Source organism: Polynucleobacter sp. AP-Latsch-80-C2 (assembly GCF_018882185.1).
Taxonomy (GTDB): domain Bacteria; phylum Pseudomonadota; class Gammaproteobacteria; order Burkholderiales; family Burkholderiaceae; genus Polynucleobacter.
On sequence record NZ_JACVOY010000006.1, the window covers coordinates 69,878 to 86,895 of the forward strand.

The 17,018-nt window shown below is 46.7% G+C and carries 19 protein-coding genes; 11 read left to right on the plus strand and 8 right to left on the minus strand.

All coding sequences use genetic code 11. From position 1 onward, the window contains the following. Positions 1-9: 9 nt before the first annotated feature. Both clpA and clpS read right to left on the minus strand, forming a co-directional pair. A complete protein-coding gene (gene clpA, locus ICN47_RS08050) occupies positions 10-2,316 on the minus strand; it encodes an ATP-dependent Clp protease ATP-binding subunit ClpA (protein WP_216219421.1) in 2,307 nt (768 codons plus the stop codon). Next, complete coding sequence (gene clpS / locus ICN47_RS08055) at positions 2,313-2,669, minus strand: ATP-dependent Clp protease adapter ClpS (RefSeq protein ID WP_255538974.1); 357 nt, start codon at positions 2,667-2,669, stop codon at positions 2,313-2,315. The genes clpA and clpS overlap by 4 nt, the downstream gene beginning before the upstream one ends. Positions 2,670-2,943: 274 nt before the next feature. Between clpS and ICN47_RS08060 the strand changes: the two genes are divergently transcribed. Continuing rightward, entirely contained in the window at positions 2,944-3,147 is a 204-nt protein-coding gene (locus ICN47_RS08060; protein WP_011903586.1) for a cold-shock protein, read from the plus strand. A gap of 86 nt (positions 3,148-3,233) precedes the next feature. Next, positions 3,234-3,698 carry a DUF192 domain-containing protein gene (locus ICN47_RS08065; RefSeq protein ID WP_216219422.1) on the plus strand — a complete coding sequence of 155 codons (465 nt, stop codon included), beginning with the start codon at positions 3,234-3,236 and terminating at the stop codon, positions 3,696-3,698. A 66-nt stretch (positions 3,699-3,764) separates the two neighbouring features. Here the strand turns inward: ICN47_RS08065 and ICN47_RS08070 are convergent, their stop codons facing one another. From ICN47_RS08070 to argF, 3 genes are all read right to left on the minus strand, one after another. Next, complete coding sequence (locus ICN47_RS08070; RefSeq protein WP_216219423.1) at positions 3,765-4,070, minus strand: pyrimidine/purine nucleoside phosphorylase; 306 nt, start codon at positions 4,068-4,070, stop codon at positions 3,765-3,767. A gap of 39 nt (positions 4,071-4,109) precedes the next feature. Next, a complete protein-coding gene (locus ICN47_RS08075; protein ID WP_216219424.1) occupies positions 4,110-5,342 on the minus strand; it encodes an argininosuccinate synthase in 1,233 nt (410 codons plus the stop codon). 66 nt (positions 5,343-5,408) lie between these two features. Next, complete coding sequence (argF, locus tag ICN47_RS08080; protein ID WP_216219425.1) at positions 5,409-6,356, minus strand: ornithine carbamoyltransferase; 948 nt, start codon at positions 6,354-6,356, stop codon at positions 5,409-5,411. Between the two features lie 152 nt (positions 6,357-6,508). Between argF and ICN47_RS08085 the strand changes: the two genes are divergently transcribed. Next, a complete protein-coding gene (locus ICN47_RS08085; protein ID WP_215365619.1) occupies positions 6,509-6,817 on the plus strand; it encodes a DUF3579 domain-containing protein in 309 nt (102 codons plus the stop codon). Between the two features lie 79 nt (positions 6,818-6,896). On the opposite strand, the gene rpsT is transcribed toward ICN47_RS08085, so the two are convergent. Next, on the minus strand, positions 6,897-7,163 hold the full coding sequence (rpsT, locus tag ICN47_RS08090; RefSeq protein ID WP_068949332.1) for a 30S ribosomal protein S20: 267 nt from the start codon (positions 7,161-7,163) through the stop codon (positions 6,897-6,899). A gap of 152 nt (positions 7,164-7,315) precedes the next feature. On the opposite strand from rpsT, the gene murJ reads away from it, so the two are divergent. Both murJ and ICN47_RS08100 read left to right on the plus strand, forming a co-directional pair. After that, entirely contained in the window at positions 7,316-8,869 is a 1,554-nt protein-coding gene (gene murJ / locus ICN47_RS08095; protein WP_216219426.1) for a murein biosynthesis integral membrane protein MurJ, read from the plus strand. Between the two features lie 5 nt (positions 8,870-8,874). Then, complete coding sequence (locus ICN47_RS08100) at positions 8,875-9,717, plus strand: SirB1 family protein (RefSeq protein WP_216219427.1); 843 nt, start codon at positions 8,875-8,877, stop codon at positions 9,715-9,717. Between the two features lie 27 nt (positions 9,718-9,744). Here ICN47_RS08100 and ICN47_RS08105 read toward each other — a convergent pair whose 3' ends face one another. After that, the gene (locus tag ICN47_RS08105) at positions 9,745-10,377 is read right to left on the minus strand and encodes a VTT domain-containing protein (protein WP_216219517.1); all 633 of its coding nucleotides are present in this window, start codon (positions 10,375-10,377) and stop codon (positions 9,745-9,747) included. Positions 10,378-10,447: 70 nt separating this feature from the next. Here ICN47_RS08105 and miaA point away from each other — a divergent pair, with 70 nt between their 5' ends. Continuing rightward, the gene (gene miaA, locus ICN47_RS08110; RefSeq protein WP_216219428.1) at positions 10,448-11,449 is read left to right on the plus strand and encodes a tRNA (adenosine(37)-N6)-dimethylallyltransferase MiaA; all 1,002 of its coding nucleotides are present in this window, start codon (positions 10,448-10,450) and stop codon (positions 11,447-11,449) included. Positions 11,450-11,455: 6 nt separating this feature from the next. On the opposite strand, the gene purM is transcribed toward miaA, so the two are convergent. After that, positions 11,456-12,508 (minus strand): phosphoribosylformylglycinamidine cyclo-ligase, encoded by a 1,053-nt coding sequence (gene purM, locus ICN47_RS08115; protein ID WP_216219429.1) that lies wholly within the window; start codon positions 12,506-12,508, stop codon positions 11,456-11,458. 71 nt (positions 12,509-12,579) lie between these two features. Here purM and ICN47_RS08120 point away from each other — a divergent pair, with 71 nt between their 5' ends. The 5 genes from ICN47_RS08120 to folK are packed head-to-tail and all read left to right on the plus strand — an operon-like array spanning position 12,580 to position 17,018. Beyond that, a complete protein-coding gene (locus ICN47_RS08120; protein ID WP_216219430.1) occupies positions 12,580-13,569 on the plus strand; it encodes an AI-2E family transporter in 990 nt (329 codons plus the stop codon). Between the two features lie 11 nt (positions 13,570-13,580). Next, positions 13,581-14,333 (plus strand): DnaA regulatory inactivator Hda, encoded by a 753-nt coding sequence (hda, locus tag ICN47_RS08125; protein ID WP_216219431.1) that lies wholly within the window; start codon positions 13,581-13,583, stop codon positions 14,331-14,333. An 18-nt stretch (positions 14,334-14,351) separates the two neighbouring features. Next, positions 14,352-15,032 carry an HAD-IB family hydrolase gene (locus ICN47_RS08130; RefSeq protein WP_216219432.1) on the plus strand — a complete coding sequence of 227 codons (681 nt, stop codon included), beginning with the start codon at positions 14,352-14,354 and terminating at the stop codon, positions 15,030-15,032. Then, entirely contained in the window at positions 15,029-16,438 is a 1,410-nt protein-coding gene (gene pcnB / locus ICN47_RS08135; RefSeq protein WP_216219433.1) for a polynucleotide adenylyltransferase PcnB, read from the plus strand. Before ICN47_RS08130 ends, pcnB begins: the two co-directional genes overlap by 4 nt. A gap of 52 nt (positions 16,439-16,490) precedes the next feature. Then, entirely contained in the window at positions 16,491-17,018 is a 528-nt protein-coding gene (gene folK, locus ICN47_RS08140) for a 2-amino-4-hydroxy-6-hydroxymethyldihydropteridine diphosphokinase (protein WP_216219434.1), read from the plus strand.

Sequence of the window (17,018 nt, forward strand, 5' to 3'; positions counted from 1 at the left end):
TTGAAAGATTTAAATTTCTTCGGCTGAAGCAATATCAGTCTTAGGCGCTTTGCGTGGAAGGGTCGGCGCATCAAACTCTAACTGCACCTTGCCATCCGCATCAATATCTACTGCTACGTGACCACCTTGAGCTAACTTACCAAATAGTAATTCATCGGCAAGCGCCTTACGAACAGTATCTTGAATAATCCGCTGCATTGGTCGAGCACCCATCAGCGGATCAAATCCATGCTTCGCTAAGTGAGCTCGCAAAGCTGGGCTGAAAGTAGCGTCAACTTTTTTCTCATGCAACTGCTCTTCTAATTGCATTAAGAATTTATCCACTACACGCATGATGATGGTCTCATCCAGCGCCTTGAAGGAAACAATCGCATCTAAACGGTTACGGAACTCAGGCGTGAAGAATTTCTTAATATCAGCCATCTCATCGCCAGACTCACGAGCATTGGTAAAGCCGATAGTCGATTTCTGCATTGCCTCTGCACCAGCATTGGTTGTCATGATGATGATGACATTGCGAAAATCCGTTTTGCGACCGTTGTTATCCGTCAAAGTCCCATGATCCATCACTTGCAAGAGGATATTAAAAATGTCCGGATGGGCTTTTTCAATCTCATCAAGCAAGAGTACGCAATGGGGCTTCTTATTAACAGCCTCAGTCAGCAGTCCGCCTTGATCAAAGCCGACATAACCTGGAGGGGCGCCGATCAAACGACTAACAGCATGACGCTCCATGTACTCAGACATATCAAAACGTAGTAGCTCAATTCCTAAAATATAGGCAAGCTGCTTAGCAACCTCAGTCTTACCAACGCCAGTAGGCCCAGAGAATAAGAATGATCCGATTGGGCGATCGATCTTACCGAGACCGGCACGGGTCATCTTAATGGCGCTAGCCAAGGCCTCAATAGCAGGGTCTTGTCCAAACACCACGCTCTTAATATCGCGGTCCAAGGTTTGCAACTTACTACGATCGTCCACGGTGACTGATTGGGGCGGTATGCGGGCAATCTTAGCAACAATCTCCTCAATCTCAGGACGGCCAATTGTTTTCTTTTGCTTAGACTTCGGCAAAATGCGTTGCGCAGCTCCCGCCTCATCAATCACGTCAATCGCTTTATCTGGCAAATGACGATCGTTGATATAGCGTGAAGAAAGTTCTGCGGCAGCTACTAATGCAGCGGCTGCGTATTTCACGCTATGGTGTTCTTCAAAACGTGATTTGAGACCGCGCAAAATTTGCACTGTCTGATCTACCGTTGGCTCGACAACATCGACCTTCTGAAAGCGACGAGATAACGCAGCATCTTTTTCAAAAATACCGCGGTATTCAGTAAAGGTAGTTGCGCCAATACATTTGAGCTGGCCGTTAGATAAAGCAGGCTTCAATAAGTTACTTGCATCGAGCGTTCCACCAGATGCCGCACCAGCACCAATCAAAGTATGAATTTCATCGATAAACAAAACGCCATGCGCATGATCTTTCAATGATTTCAAAACACTCTTGAGACGCTGTTCAAAATCGCCACGATACTTAGTACCAGCCAAGAGCGCACCCATATCGAGTGAGTAGACCGTTGCGTCAGCCAAAATATCAGGCACATCGCCCTTCACAATACGCCAGGCTAAGCCCTCCGCAATCGCAGTCTTACCAACACCAGCTTCGCCTACCAGCAAGGGATTGTTCTTGCGGCGACGGCACAGCACCTGAATAACGCGTTCGACCTCACTATCGCGCCCAATCAGCGGATCAATTTTTCCTTGACGAGCTAAAACATTGAGATTTTGGGTGTACTGATCTAAAGGACTTTCTTTTCCAGAGGCAGCAGACTCTTCAGTCTCTTGCGCTTGGTCAGCCGGCTTGACGTGCTCAGTCTGGTCTTTACGTACACCATGACTAATGAAGTTCACCACGTCTAGACGTGTGACACCTTGCTGTTGCAAGAAGTAAACCGCATGAGAATCTTTTTCACCAAAGATTGCTACAAGTACATTTGCGCCCGTAACTTCTTTTTTGCCATTAGATGTGGATTGCACGTGCATGATGGCGCGCTGAATCACACGTTGGAAGCCTAAGGTAGGCTGCGTATCCACCTCATCCGTACCAGGCACCACAGGCGTGTTGTCATTAATAAAATTTTTCAGTTGTGCGCGTAGCTCTGCAATGTTGACGGCGCAAGCTTTCAGCACCTCGACTGCAGTAGCGTTATCAAGTAACGCAGCCAACAAATGTTCCACCGTAATGAATTCGTGACGAGAAGCTCTTGCGTCAACGAACGCCATGTGCAAACTGACTTCTAGTTCCTGGGCAATCATGCTTCCTCCATAGTGCACTGTAGTGGGTGGCCCGCTTCACGGGATAATTCAACAACTTGATGCACTTTCGTGGCAGCAACATCGCGAGTAAAAACTCCGCAGATACCCTTACCAACCAAATGAACCTGCAACATGATGCGTGTAGCAGTTTCATGATCTTTATTGAAATACTCTTGAATCACCATCACCACAAATTCCATTGGGGTGTAATCGTCATTCAATAACAATACTTTAAACATCGATGGTGCTTTAACTTTTTCTGCCTGCTTTTCGAGCAGAATCGTATCCTCGACGTAAGGATTGGCCGGATTACCGGTCGTGGGATTCTTAGGTGTGCGACTCATGAGAAACATTCTAAACACAGATATCAAAACTTTAATTAACGGGGTCTTGTTGCAAAAACCCCGCAAAAACCCCTGTTTAACCCATATTGGGGCATTTTTCGAGAAAAAAAGGGGTAATTACTAGGGGGTAAGCACATATAACTCCTTGACACCCCTACAAAAAGGGCAAACAATCGGGGGGTAGGCCTTATTGAGGTTCTATTTAGGCGTGTTGTGGAGCGAGACTGATTAAAAAGTATTTACCCTCATCACGGTTGTTTTAAGTTTATGTAATGGAGTTCGCATGGCGACCGGAATTGTTAAGTGGTTCAATGATGCAAAAGGTTTTGGCTTTATCAAACCTGATGATGGTGAAGAAGAGTTGTTCGCGCATTTCAGCGCAATTACTATGCCTGGGTTCAAAACCCTTAAGGAAAACCAAAAGGTAACGTTTGACATTACCCAAGGCCCTAAAGGCAAGCAAGCTACCAATATCCAAGCGGCTTAATCGTCTCTTAGATCATTATCTAAAAACCCAGGACTTGTTCCTGGGTTTTTTTTCGTCTGCATTTTTTCTCGCTTAAAATTCAATACATGTCTACATCTAAAAATTTCTTGCGCCACTCTTGCGCCACTCTACTTACCTCTCTCTTTCTAGCTGCATCAGGATTAGCGCTAGCACAAGTAAATGTTGGTTTGCCCACGATTGAATTAAAAACGGGTATTTATCGCATTCAGGCAGAGCTCGCTGATAACCCCAAAGCAAGGGAAGTGGGTTTGATGAATCGCACCACCATGCCACCGAACTCTGGCATGTTATTTGTCTTTGAACAAAAGGCTGGCCATTGCTTTTGGATGAACAATACCAAGATCCCCCTGTCTATCGCCTTTATTGCTGATGACGGCAAGATTGTGAATATCGAAGAGATGCAAGCAGATACGACCAATAACCATTGTCCAAAGGCAGCGGTGCGTTATGCGCTAGAAATGAATAAGCAATGGTTCTCAGAGCGAGTCATCGTACCGGGAACCGTAATCACTGGACTACCTAAGAGCTAAACATTAAAGAAGTTGCCAATAAAAAACGCAGACCGAGGTCTGCGTTTTGCTTTACATGCGCCTGACTTATTCGAAGTGGCAAACGTAATGAACTGGTTGCTCAGCACGAACGATGAAATACCCACCCTTTTCTACTTCCCAGCTTTGACCTGCTTTGAACTCTTGCTCTGGAGCACCATTAATGCTTACGAACGCGTTGCCATCTACCACTTCCATGATTTCTTTAGTGCTCAAATCAAAACGTAAAGTACTTGGCAATACCACGCCTACTGATTTACGAATACCGTTAGGCAAAGTCACGGTATGGGATACGCATTTACCATCGAAAAATACATTGGCTTTTTTGCCTACTGAAACTTGATCAAATTGCATCTGAATTTCCTCTAATCTAAATTTAGGTTTTTTATTTCGTTATTTCTTAGCACGCTTACGCTTAGCGATTTCTGCAATACGCATACGCAGAGCATTAAGCTTAATAAAGCCGCCAGCATCAGCCTGGTTATATGCGCCGCCGTCATCATCAAAGGTAGCGATGTTTTGATCAAACAAAGTATTTGCTGAATCACGCGAGATCACCGACACAGAACCCTTGTAGAGCTTCAAGCGAACTACACCATTCACCATCTGCTGCGTATGATCAATCAAGGTTTGCAAAGCAATGCGTTCAGGCGACCACCACAAGCCGTTATAGATCAAACTTGCATAACGTGGCATCAAGTCATCTTTCAGGTGGGCTACTTCGCGATCAAGGGTAATACTTTCAATACCGCGGTGCGCCTTGAGAAGAATGGTGCCGCCAGGGGTTTCATAACAGCCACGGCTCTTCATGCCAACAAAGCGGTTTTCCACCAGATCCAAGCGGCCAATGCCGTGCTTGCCGCCAATGCGGTTTAACTCTGCTAACAAGTCATGGGGCTTGTAGGCTTTTCCATCGATCGCAACGGGGTCACCTGCTTTAAATTCAATTTCAATAATTTCTGGGGCATCAGGTGCTTTTTCAGGAGAAACGGTCCAACGCCACATGGACTCTTCAGCTTCGGAATTGGGATTCTCTAAATGACGACCTTCGTAACTGATATGCAGTAAGTTGGCATCCATTGAATAAGGTGAGCCGCCTTGCTTGTGCTTCATCTCCACAGGAATACCGTGCTTTTCAGCATAGGCCATGAGTTTTTCACGGGAGAGCAGATCCCATTCACGCCATGGGGCAATTACTTTGATTCCTGGCTCTAATGCGTAGTAACCCAACTCAAAGCGAACTTGATCGTTACCTTTGCCGGTTGCTCCATGAGATACAGCATCTGCACCTGTCAGACGCGCAATTTCAATTTGGCGCTTGGCAATTAAAGGGCGGGCAATTGAAGTGCCTAATAAATATTCGCCTTCATAGATAGTGTTTGCACGGAACATCGGAAATACAAAGTCGCGTACAAATTCTTCACGCAAGTCATCGATAAAAATATTTTCTGGCTTGATACCAAACTGCAAAGCCTTGGCGCGTGCTGGCTCTAACTCTTCGCCTTGACCTAAATCAGCCGTAAAAGTCACAATCTCACAGCCATAGGTATCTTGAAGCCACTTCAAGATCACGCTTGTATCTAAACCACCGGAATAAGCCAATACTGCTTTTTTAATATCAGACATGTTTTCTATTCAATCAAAAAATAATCAAAACAAATTACAAAACTCAATCAATACTTGAAAAACTATTTATTCCAGACGACCGCAGAGCAAGTACTCCATCAAGGCCTTTTGAACATGTAGGCGATTTTCTGCTTCTTCCCAAACAATACTTTGTGGGCCATCAATCACTTCAGCAGAAACTTCCTCTCCGCGATGCGCTGGCAAGCAATGCATAAACAAGGCATCCGGTTTTGCTACCGCCATTAACTCCTCGTCAACCATCCAGTCTTGGAATGCTTTCATGCGTGAGGTATTTTCATCTTCATAGCCCATGCTGGTCCATACATCGGTTGTGACCAAATCAGCACCCTTACAAGCGTCTTTAGGGTCGGCACATACGGTTAAATGTTTCGCTGCTTTATCAGTTAGACGACTGGAGTCGAGTTGATACCCTGCTGGTGCAGAGAAACGAAATTGAAAATCTAAACACTCGGCAGCTTGTATCCAGGTGTAAGCCATATTGTTGGCATCACCCACCCAAGCCACTGTTTTTCCTTGAATGGGGCCGCGCGCCTCTACGTAAGTAAAGATATCGGCAAGGACTTGGCAAGGATGAAACTCATTGGTCAGTCCATTAATTACTGGCACACGAGAGTTCGCTGCAAACCGCTCAATAATTTCCTGACCAAAGGTACGAATCATGATGATGTCGGTCATCCGAGAAATAACCTGCGCAGCGTCTTCTACAGGCTCGCCACGACCTAATTGGGTATCTCTGGTGTTTAGGTATACCGCATGGCCGCCAAGCTGGTGGATGCCTGCCTCAAAGGAAAGGCGTGTACGCGTGGAATGCTTTTCAAAAATCATTGCCAAGGTACGGTCATGCAAAGGATGCCAAGTCTCGTAACTTTTAAATTTGGATTTGAGCCAAGCCGTTCTTTTGAGCAAGTACTCGTACTCTTCACGAGTCAGGTCTGAAAACTGGAGGTAGTGCTTGACCTGACCAGGCACTTGAGGCTTTGCCAGAGAAGTCATAGTTGAGCGTTCTACTAAAGTTTTAGCTTGCATTTTTTTCTCAAAGCTTTCGACTGCACGAAAATAGATCCTAAAGTCATCTTACGGCCAACTCGGGCTGTTAAGCTAGAGGGCTAAATACCACTTATTTCTACCACGATCCCGAAGCCAACTTGAACCACAAAAAGCTTTTCATTCAAGGCATTACCACTTCTGGCAAGCCTTTTCGGCCCAGTGATTGGGCGGAGCGTCTGTGCGGGGTGATGGCTACTTTTCGCCCTCCAGGAGATTCTGGAGACCCACGCTTCACTTACTCGCCCTACGTCAGACCTGTACTGATTGCAAAAGTGAAATGCGTTGTTATTGATACCAGACTAGGTGATCTCGATCCAAGAGCGCTGGACTTTGTGATGAACTTTGCCAAAGACAACAGCCTACCGATCGAAGAGGCATGTGAGTTTGAACCCAAACCCCAAACCTAGCCCTAAAAACAAAAACCCGCTCTGATCAGGAGCGGGCATAGGTCGAAATCTATTCGACCAGCCTACAACAATTACTAAATTACGCTGCCATCGCCTTAATGGCTGCTGACAAACGTGACTTCTGACGAGCAGCAGTATTTTTGTGCGCAATCTTTTTATCGGCAATCTTGTCGATTGTTGCTTGAGTTGCTGCGAATACTTTTGCAGCAGCTGCTTTATCACCAGTGTCGATCGCTTTACGAACAGCCTTAATGGATGTGCGGAGCTTTGAACGCAAGCTGGAGTTATGCTCGTTCTGTTTTACTGCCTGGCGTGCGCGCTTGCGCGCTTGTGCTGTATTGGCCATCTTTAAACCTTGCCTCTATAAATTGCAAAATGCGATTAGTTGAAAATCTTGTCGGATACGCCGGATTTGTAAGCCAGCTCACCAAAACCCAAGATTTTACATTAAAGGGGCAAAAAAGCCCAGTTGCCTGATAAATAGGGGAAAATCGGCTCATGAATCTGCTTTCTGCTGCCGCCAAGGTTAGTTCCCTAACCATGCTTTCCCGTATTACGGGCCTCCTCCGGGAGACCCTAATAGCCCGTAGTTTCGGGGCCTCCGAGTGGACAGATGCCTTTAATGTGGCTTTTAGACTACCGAATCTCCTGCGCAGATTATTCGCTGAAGGGGCCTTTTCTCAGGCTTTTGTGCCGATTTTGGGTGAAATTTCCAGCAATGGAGACCAAAAACAGGCCCAAATCCTCGTAAATGCGGTCGCCACCCTCTTATTTTGGGCTTTGCTGCTCACGGTATTGCTCGGCGTGATTGGCGCCCCAGTGCTCATTCTGGTGATTGCCACAGGCTTTAGTGGCGGTCCAGCCTATGAGGCCAGCGTTGTCATGACCCGCATCATGTTCCCTTATATCGGGTTAATTTCCATGGTTTCACTATCTGCCGGGATTTTGAACACCTTTGGGCGTTTTGCCATTCCCGCCTTTACCCCGGTTTTACTCAATCTCGCCCTCATTGGATCGGCCGTCTTTTTGGCGCCACATCTAGAGCAGCCGATTTACGCCTTGAGTATTGGTGTGCTTTTGGGCGGTGTGCTGCAGTTAGCAATTCAGGTTCCAGCGTTATCTCGCTTAGGCCTATTGCCACGCGTTGGGCTACTACCCGGCGCCATCAAGTCCGCCATTCGCAATCCCGATGCAAGACGCGTTTTAAAACTGATGGGGCCTGCGGTGTTTGCGGTATCCGTTGCGCAAATTTCATTAATCATCAACACCAATATTGCATCACGCTTACAAGCAGGGAGTGTTTCTTGGCTTTCATATGCTGATCGCTTAATGGAGTTTCCTACCGCTTTGCTTGGCGTTGCCCTGGGCACAGTTCTACTGCCTAGCTTAAGCAAGGCGAATGCCAAAAATGATTTGTTACATGCCGGCGAACTGCTCATCTGGGGATTGCAACTAACATTCTTGCTAGCAGCGCCTTGTGCGATTGCACTGTTTATTTTCGGCGAGCCTATTGCAGCAGTTCTGTATCACTACGGAAAATTTAATGCGCTCGATGTCCTGATGACACAGCGCGCGCTCGCTGCGTATGGCGTTGGCCTCATCGGCCTCATCTTGGTAAAAATTCTGGCGCCAGGTTTTTATTCCCGCCAAGATATTCGTACACCCGTCAAAATTGGCTTGCTTGTACTGGTAGCCACTCAGTTGGCCAACCTGGTATTTGTACCCTGGCTAGGGCACGCAGGATTAGCGCTCTCCGTGGGAACTGGGGCCTGCCTCAATGCGGCATTGCTTTGGTTTGGCTTACGCAAACGCGGGGCGCTTCCTGATTCTGCATGGGCGAAGTATTTGGGGCAATTGTTCTTGGCGCTGATTCCCTTGGCAGGAATTCTGTTTTATGCCGCCAGTGCCCATAATTGGATTGCTCTCCAGGCGGAGCCTTGGGTTCGGATTGGCTTGCTAGCCGGATGGCTAGCATTGGCAGCCATTGTCTACTTTGCATCCCTAGCTTTAGTTGGAATTCGCTGGCAAAAATTCTTGCGTCATGCAAAATAGCTTGTATGCCAACACAACAACTCGACTATTTCACCTCCCTAGTTGCTGAAGACGAACACCTGCCTTTAACCGAGGCGGCGATTGCAGTTGCTCAGCACGCCTATCCTGACTTGGATGTACAAGGCGTCCTCGATCAAATTGATGAGATGGGCAACAAACTCAAAACCCGCATTACACCGGATACATCCCCTATTCAGCGCCTGCAAATTCTGAAGCATTTCTTTTATACCGAGCTTGGCTTTGGTCCAAACCCAAATGATTTCTACGCTCCTGAAAATTCTTACCTGCATTACATCCTAGAGAATCGTAGAGGCATTCCCATTTCATTGGCGATCTTGATGATGGAGCTTGGCAATCAAATTGGGCTCAAGATTCGAGGTGTATCGTTTCCGAATCACTTCATGATGCGCATCTCTCTGCAACAAGGTGAAATCATCATGGATCCCCTGACAGGAGAATCCCTCTCTAAGCATCAGCTACAAGAGATGTTAGATCCTTATCTAGATGCCAAAGGCTATCGTGGTGAACTCAGCTTACCGCTGAATGTGTTCTTACGGGCTTCTAGCTCTCGAGAAATTCTCTCGCGCTTTTTGAGAAACCTCAAAATGATTTATTCAGAACATGAGCGCTGGGAAAGACTACTAGGCATTCAGGAGCGCCTAGTCATCCTATTGCCAGACTCTGTAGAAGAGATTCGCGACCGAGGCCTGATCTTTGCGCAGTTGGAATATTTCCGTCCAGCCTTGGCAGATATGCATCACTATCTGAGTGAAGCACCGGGGGCTGAAGACGCTAGCGATATTCGTGAGCACATCGCCACTTTAGAAAGTCAAACCAAACTGCACTAATTTTTAGTATGCAGTTTGGCTATTGATTTACTTTTGCTTGCGCTGGAAAATCTTATACAGAGCAGCCAGCACAACCGGAATAGCTGCAGCGCCAACACCGACTAAGACGATCACATTCAGATTTTGGCGAATGATTGGAATATTGCCAAAGAAATATCCGGCAATAACTAAACCAAATACCCAAAGTGCAGCGCCAGTGATATTGAAAAACTGGAAGCGTGAGAAATTCATTTCTGATACGCCAGCAATAAATGGCGCAAAAGTTCGAATGATCGGTAAAAAACGCGCCAAGATAATGGTCTTGCCGCCATGCTTCTCATAGAACGCATGGGTCTTACGTAAAGCGTTTTGATCAATCCAGCGCGATTGACTGCTAAATACTTTTTGTCCGATCCAGCGGCCAATGAAATAGTTCACAGTGTTACCGGCAACCGCAGCAATCAAAAGACCAATGGTCAAGGTCCAGACATTGAAATGCTCTGTGGCGCAATACGCACCAGCAATAAACAAGAGAGAATCTCCCGGCAAGAATGGTGCAACCACCAAACCAGTCTCGGCAAACACAATAGCAAATAACAAGCCATACGCCCAGGCACCATATTGCTGAATCACGACGTCTAAATGACGGTCAACGTGAAGTAATAAATCGCCTAACTGCATCAGTGCATCAATCAACTTGAACTCCAAATATTGGTTTGATAAGGATATTAACAGGCTCTTATAATGGGGCATGCAAACTGAACCCCACATTCAGCCTATGCAATCATCAGAGCCTTTTTCAACAATTTGCATTGTTGGTCCTACTGGTGCAGGCAAAACCCATTTAGCAATGTCTCTGGCTGAGCATGCGAAATCTATTGGCCTCAATATTGAGCTCATCAGCATGGATTCTGCGCTGGTATATCGCGGTCTTGATATTGGTAGCGCAAAACCGACTAAGGCAGAACAAGCAGCGGTAGTACATCACCTCATTGATATTCTCGAACCCACTGAAGTCTATTCAGCAGCGCGCTTTGCGAAAGACGCCAAACGTCTTTGTGAAGAGATTCGCAGTAGAGGCAATATTCCAGTGGTGGTTGGTGGAACCATGTTGTATTGGAGGGCCTGGGCTCATGGCTTGTCCTCCCTGCCCCCAGCAAACCCCGAGATTCGTATTCGACTGGAAGAACAAGCCAAAGCCATCGGTTGGCCAGCAATGCATATGCAACTCTCGCAAGTAGATCCCTTGACTGCCGCACGCCTCATGCCGAATGACTCCCAACGAGTGCAACGTGCACTAGAAGTTTTTGAGATTACTGGTAAGCCAATGTCCACTCTATTGGCTGAATCCCCCAGCGAAGATGGTCGGGAGGGTTCTGCAATTCCACCATGGATCAATTTAGTTTCTCTTGAGCCTAGTGATCGAGCACGCCTACATCTCAACCTCGAAAAACGTTTTGATGAAATGCTGTCAGGTGGCTTAATGGAAGAAGTAGAAGCTTTGCGAAAAAATACCGCCCTACATGCTGACTTACCTGCCATTCGCTCAGTAGGCTATCGCCAAGTTTGGGAATATCTTGATGGGCAAATAGATTTGGCGCAAATGCGTTACAAAGCTTTAGCTGCTACGAGACAGCTTGGTAAACGCCAGCTCACTTGGCTGCGCGCTATTGCCGGAAGAAAAACTTTTGACCCCTTCAATCCATCTGAATTGAAGGCGGCTTTAGATTACTGCAAAGCGAATTTAAAGTAAGTTGCTTTAAACAACAATAGTTTGAGGTGCGTCTTTAGGACGATCTACCACTTCACCAACTGTCCATGCTTTTAAGCCTTGTGCAGTCAATGATTTGATTGCTGTATCTGCTTGGTCAGGAGACACAATCACCACCATACCAATACCGCAGTTAAATACGCGGACCATCTCAGCATCAGCTACACCACCCTTCATTTGTAACCAACGGAAGAGTTCTGGCATTTGCCAGCTGTCGCGATGCAAAACAGCTTGGGTATTTTCTGGGAGAACACGTGGAACGTTATCTACCAAGCCACCACCAGTAATGTGCGCCATTCCCTTGACGTCAATTTCTGAAATCAACTTTAAGAGTGGCTTTACATAAATTTCGGTTGGCGCCATCACGACATCACCGAGAGGGCGACCACCTAAGTCATCACTCGGCTTAGCACCAGCGCGCTCAATAATTTTTCGGACTAAAGAGTAACCATTGGAATGTGCGCCACTGGAACCGATTGCCAAGATGGTGTCGCCGGGAACAATGCGAGCACCAGTAATAATTTTGGATTTCTCAACTGCGCCCACCGCAAAACCGGCTAAGTCATATTCCCCTGGTGGATACATGCCAGGCATTTCAGCAGTTTCGCCACCAATCAATGCGCAACCAGACAATTCGCAACCCTTAGCAATACCACCAACAACCGTGGCAGCAGTATCGACGGTCAATTTTCCGCATGCGAAGTAATCCAAGAAAAAGAGGGGCTCAGCACCTTGGACCAAAATGTCGTTCACACTCATGGCAACCAAGTCCTGGCCGATGGTGTCATGACGATTCCATTCAAAGGCCAAACGAAGTTTTGTTCCCACCCCATCTGTGCCAGAAACCAAAACAGGCTCTTTATAACGCTTAGGCACCTCAAAAAGCGCTCCGAAGCCACCAATACCCGCTAAAACACCTTCCCGCATGGTTTTCTTAGCCAAGGGCTTGATGCGGTCGACCAAGTCATCTCCAGCGTCTATATCGACACCAGCGTCACGGTAGGAAAGGCCTTTTGATGGCGAATTGCTTGAAGAAGTCATATTTGAGTCGGAATTTAGTAAAAAATGCTACCGGGTCAGTAGAATCATTGAATTCTAGAGGATTACAAGCAATGGCTGAAATTTTTACCCCTTTTCTCGCGGCATTCATTCTGGCGTACGTCCTACGCCCTGTTTGCCTGTGGCTTGAGAGCCATCGCATCCCACGGGCACTGGCCGCCCTGATTTCCATGCTGATTGGCCTAGGGCTCATTTTTTTCATTTTCAGCCTGCTGATCAGCCTTCTCAAATATGAGATCCCGCTGATCAAAACCCAACTTCCAGAATGGATTGCTAACACTCAGTCTTGGCTTAGCCCAAAACTAGAGCAACTCCATATGAATATAGACTGGAGCACCCTTAAGGCGAACGTCACTCACAAAATTACCGAGCACATTAACGATAACGCCGATGCACTCATGAATTCGACTATCGAAACCGTGCTCGTATCAGGCAGTTCGGTGATTGCAGGATTTGTTAATGCGGTCTTGATTATTTTTGTCATGTTTTATCTACTCATCGATTGGGATCAATTTTTTGCCCTCATAAAAAAAGTGGTTCCAAATCGCGCGCAAGAAACTGTGCATCACCTGGCGATGCACACCGATGGTTTGTTATCGCAATACTTGCGTGGCATGTTGATTGTGATTTCCATCATGGCCATTTTCTATAGCGCCGGTCTAAGCTTGATTGGTGTAAAAGGTGCTGCGGCGCTCGGCGTATTTACTGCAATCATGATCATCATCCCTTATGTTGGTATCACTATTGGTTTGACGCTATCCACGCTTTCTGCGCTTCTGCAATTTGGCCCAGGCCCTGAAATTCTGGGTGTATTGGCCCTCTTTGGACTTGGCCAATTTCTTGAAGGCTTTTTCTTAACCCCCCGTTTGGTAGGCGAGCGCATTGGCCTGCATCCTGTTGGCGTGTTATTTGCTTTGCTATTTTTTGGCAAGTTATTTGGATTCTTTGGAGTGCTACTAGCGCTGCCAATCAGCGCCGTTAGTATGGTCTTAGTTCAATACGCTTGGTCTCTCTATACGCAAAGCTCTTGGTATCAAAAGTAGATTTCGTTGTAATGAATAAAACCCCGCTGCCAAAACAATTTGCTCTAGACCTAAGTCATACTCCCAAAGCAAGTCTAGAAAACTATCTACCAGGAAAAGATCTGGCCTTGATCTCTAGCTTGCAAGACTTAAGTAAGTCCTGGCAGCAAGCGAGCAATACTCACACTCACCCTCTGAATCAGCGTTGGATGTATTGGTGGGGCCCAGCAGGATCTGGACGCACGCACTTACTAGAAGCAATTGCAAATGCTGCCGCCGACGCTGGTATTAAGGCCTTTTGTTTAAGTCCTCAAGAGCCTGCATCTTGGGTGCGCCTAGAAGAAAATATGGCTGCTTTAGCCTCTAGCGATAGCCCTTCGGTGATTACCGCAGATGATGTTGATCGCCTCGATGAGCGCTTGGTTGGAGCACTCTTTCGGATACTCAATGGGGTGCAAGCGAGCAAAGCTATTCATATATTTATGGCGGGTAAAGCTGCCCCAGCAGCCTTAGAACTCAGAGAAGATCTACGCACCCGTCTAGCCTGGGGTCTGGTATTTCAGACAGAGTTATTAGACGATGATGCGAAAATACAAGCCTTGGAACAAGCAGCAGGAGCACGCGGCCTAGTGCTATCACCAGATGTTTTACCTTGGCTACTGAGCCGCTTCTATCGTGATATGCCGAATTTGATGGCCCTAATTGATGCTTTAGATGCTTATTCTCTAGAAACAAAACGTGCTGTAACCTTGCCCCTAGTGCGCGAGCTCTTGCAGCCAAAATAATTTATTAAAGATTCATTTGTGACCCAATTAGCCCTGTTCGATTTAGATCACACCCTCTTACCCTGCGATAGCGATTACGAATGGGGTCAATTTCTGGCGCGCATTGGTGTGGTAGACAGCGAGTACTACGCGAAACAAAACGAACGCTTCTATCAAGACTACAAAGACGGTAAGCTAGATATTCAAGAATTCTTACGCTTTGCTTTAAAGCCCCTATCTGAACATTCCCGTGAGCAACTTAAAGAGTGGCACGATGCCTTCATGAAAGAAGTTATTAACGGGCAATTACGCCAACAAGCGATTGATCTAGTGAAACGCCACCAAGATGCAGGCGACCTATGTTGTGTAATCACTGCTACTAATAGCTTTGTGACCCGCCCGATTGTGGAGAGTTTTGGGATTGAGCACTTAATAGCCACCGAACCCGCAACCGCCACCAATCACCCTCTCGCCAGCTTCACAGGCGAGGTGCAAGGCATTCCCAATTTCAGGGAAGGCAAAATTAGTAATTTGCATGACTGGCTAGCCGCTAGAAAACTTGCCCTAGATACTTTGCCACGTAGTTATTTTTATTCGGATTCGATGAATGATCTTCCATTATTAGAAAAGGTCAGCCATCCTATCGCCACCAATCCCGATGATCGTTTGCGCAGTGAAGCTCAAAAACGCAATTGGCCTATTCTTGAGTTATTCGCATGATCACTAAATTTATTAAACGCATCTTGCGTCGTGACCCTATGGTCCAACACACGCAAGCAAACAATACTGGCGCACCTAAGCGAATTCCTAAAAAAACCCATCGAATTGATCCGCACCTCCTTTCTAAAAATGCGGTAAAGGTCACACATACCCTGCAACAAGCTGGTTATGAAGCATTTATCGTAGGTGGTGCAGTACGGGATTTGGTTCTAGGTATAGGCCCAAAAGATTTTGATGTGGCGACCAACGCAACTCCCGATCAAGTACAAAAACTGTTTCGTAAAGCACGTTTAATTGGGCGTCGCTTTCAAATCGTTCACGTGACCTTTTTTGGTAAGGGCCATCCAGAAATCATTGAGGTTTCGACCTTTAGGGCCTTGCTGGATAACGCTGGTGACCATGTTGCAGAAAGCGGACGCATTCTGCGTGATAACGTCTGGGGTTCTCAGGGTGAAGATGCTGCACGACGCGATTTCAGTATCAATGCTATGTACTACGACCCTTCTTCTGAAACCGTACTCGATTATCACGGCGGTATGGCTGATATTCAGAAAAAGACTTTACGGATGATTGGTGATCCTACTAAGCGTTATCGCGAAGATCCAATTCGCATGCTCAGAGCAATTCGCTTTGCCGCTAAAACAGGCTTTACTTTAGAGACTGCTACACGTGCGCCGATCGCTAAATTAAGCGCCTTATTGCAGGATGTTCCAGCGGCGCGTTTGTTTGATGAAATCATCAAGCTTTTGATGTCCGGTTATTCCTGGGCTGCTATTCAGGGTCTACGCGAGGCGGGCTTGCATCACGGCGTCTTGCCTTTGCTAGATCATATTCTGGATAGTGGTGAAGGCTCTAAAGATGCCAATCATTTTGTTAAGTTAGCGCTTGCAAATACAGATCAACGCATCCAATCTGGCAAAAGTGTCTCGGCAGGATTCTTGTTTGCCACACTGCTTTGGCCTGATCTCCTGAAAAATTGGAATGCCAATATAGCCAAAGGGATGTCCAACTTGCCTGCACTTCAAGATGCTATGGACGATACGATTGCTACTCAAAGCAGTGGTATGGTCATCCAGCGTCGCTTTGAAAGTGATATGCGTGAAATTTGGTCTATGCAGCCCCGTTTTGAGAAACGTGTAGGCCGTTACCCCTATCGCCTCATTGAATCCCCTCGCTTCAGAGCGGGTTATGACTTCCTACTTCTGCGTTGCGGAACTGGTGAAAAAGACCCTGCTCTAGGACAGTGGTGGACCGACTTTATTGCCACCGACCCTGATGGACAGGACGCTTTAATGGCTAGCGCCAAAAATGCCGTTGGTAATAGCGCCTCCCCAGCCAAACGACGTCGTCGCCGTAAACCAAAATCCGCCACACCAGAAACCCCTTCCATGGGCGAGCCAAGCTAAGCACGTTTCCAAAATTTTCTGTAAAGTAGTTTCATCACAGATTCGGAATCGTATGGCACGTGCTTATATTGGATTTGGCGGCAACATTGGCGATACGCGTCAGCTCATCACTGACGCCATCATCTGCCTTGCGCAACGCTGCGAATTACAAATTCTAGCTAAAAGCTGTTTTTATCAAAGCGCGCCCGTTGAAGCTGCTGGCGGCGACTACATAAACGCCGTTATTGAAATTGATACCCAGCTGTCACCCTATGGTCTTTTGCACGTATGCCAAGCAGTGGAGCAAGAATTTGGTCGTGAACGCCCTTATACCAATGCGCCCCGTACATTAGATCTTGATATTCTTTCTTTTGAAGGCGTAACTCAAAATGAAACTGAGCTCATGCTGCCGCACCCTAGAATTACCGAGCGATCATTTGTACTGCTCCCCCTCTTAGAAATTGCTCCCGATTTTTTCCTTCCTGATTTTGGGGAATTAAAGGCTTATTTGCCTAAAGTAGCGCACCAGCGCATTGACAAACTCCCCTGCCGCAACTGCAATTGCGGGGAAAAACCGGTTTATAGCCAATCGGCGCATTAA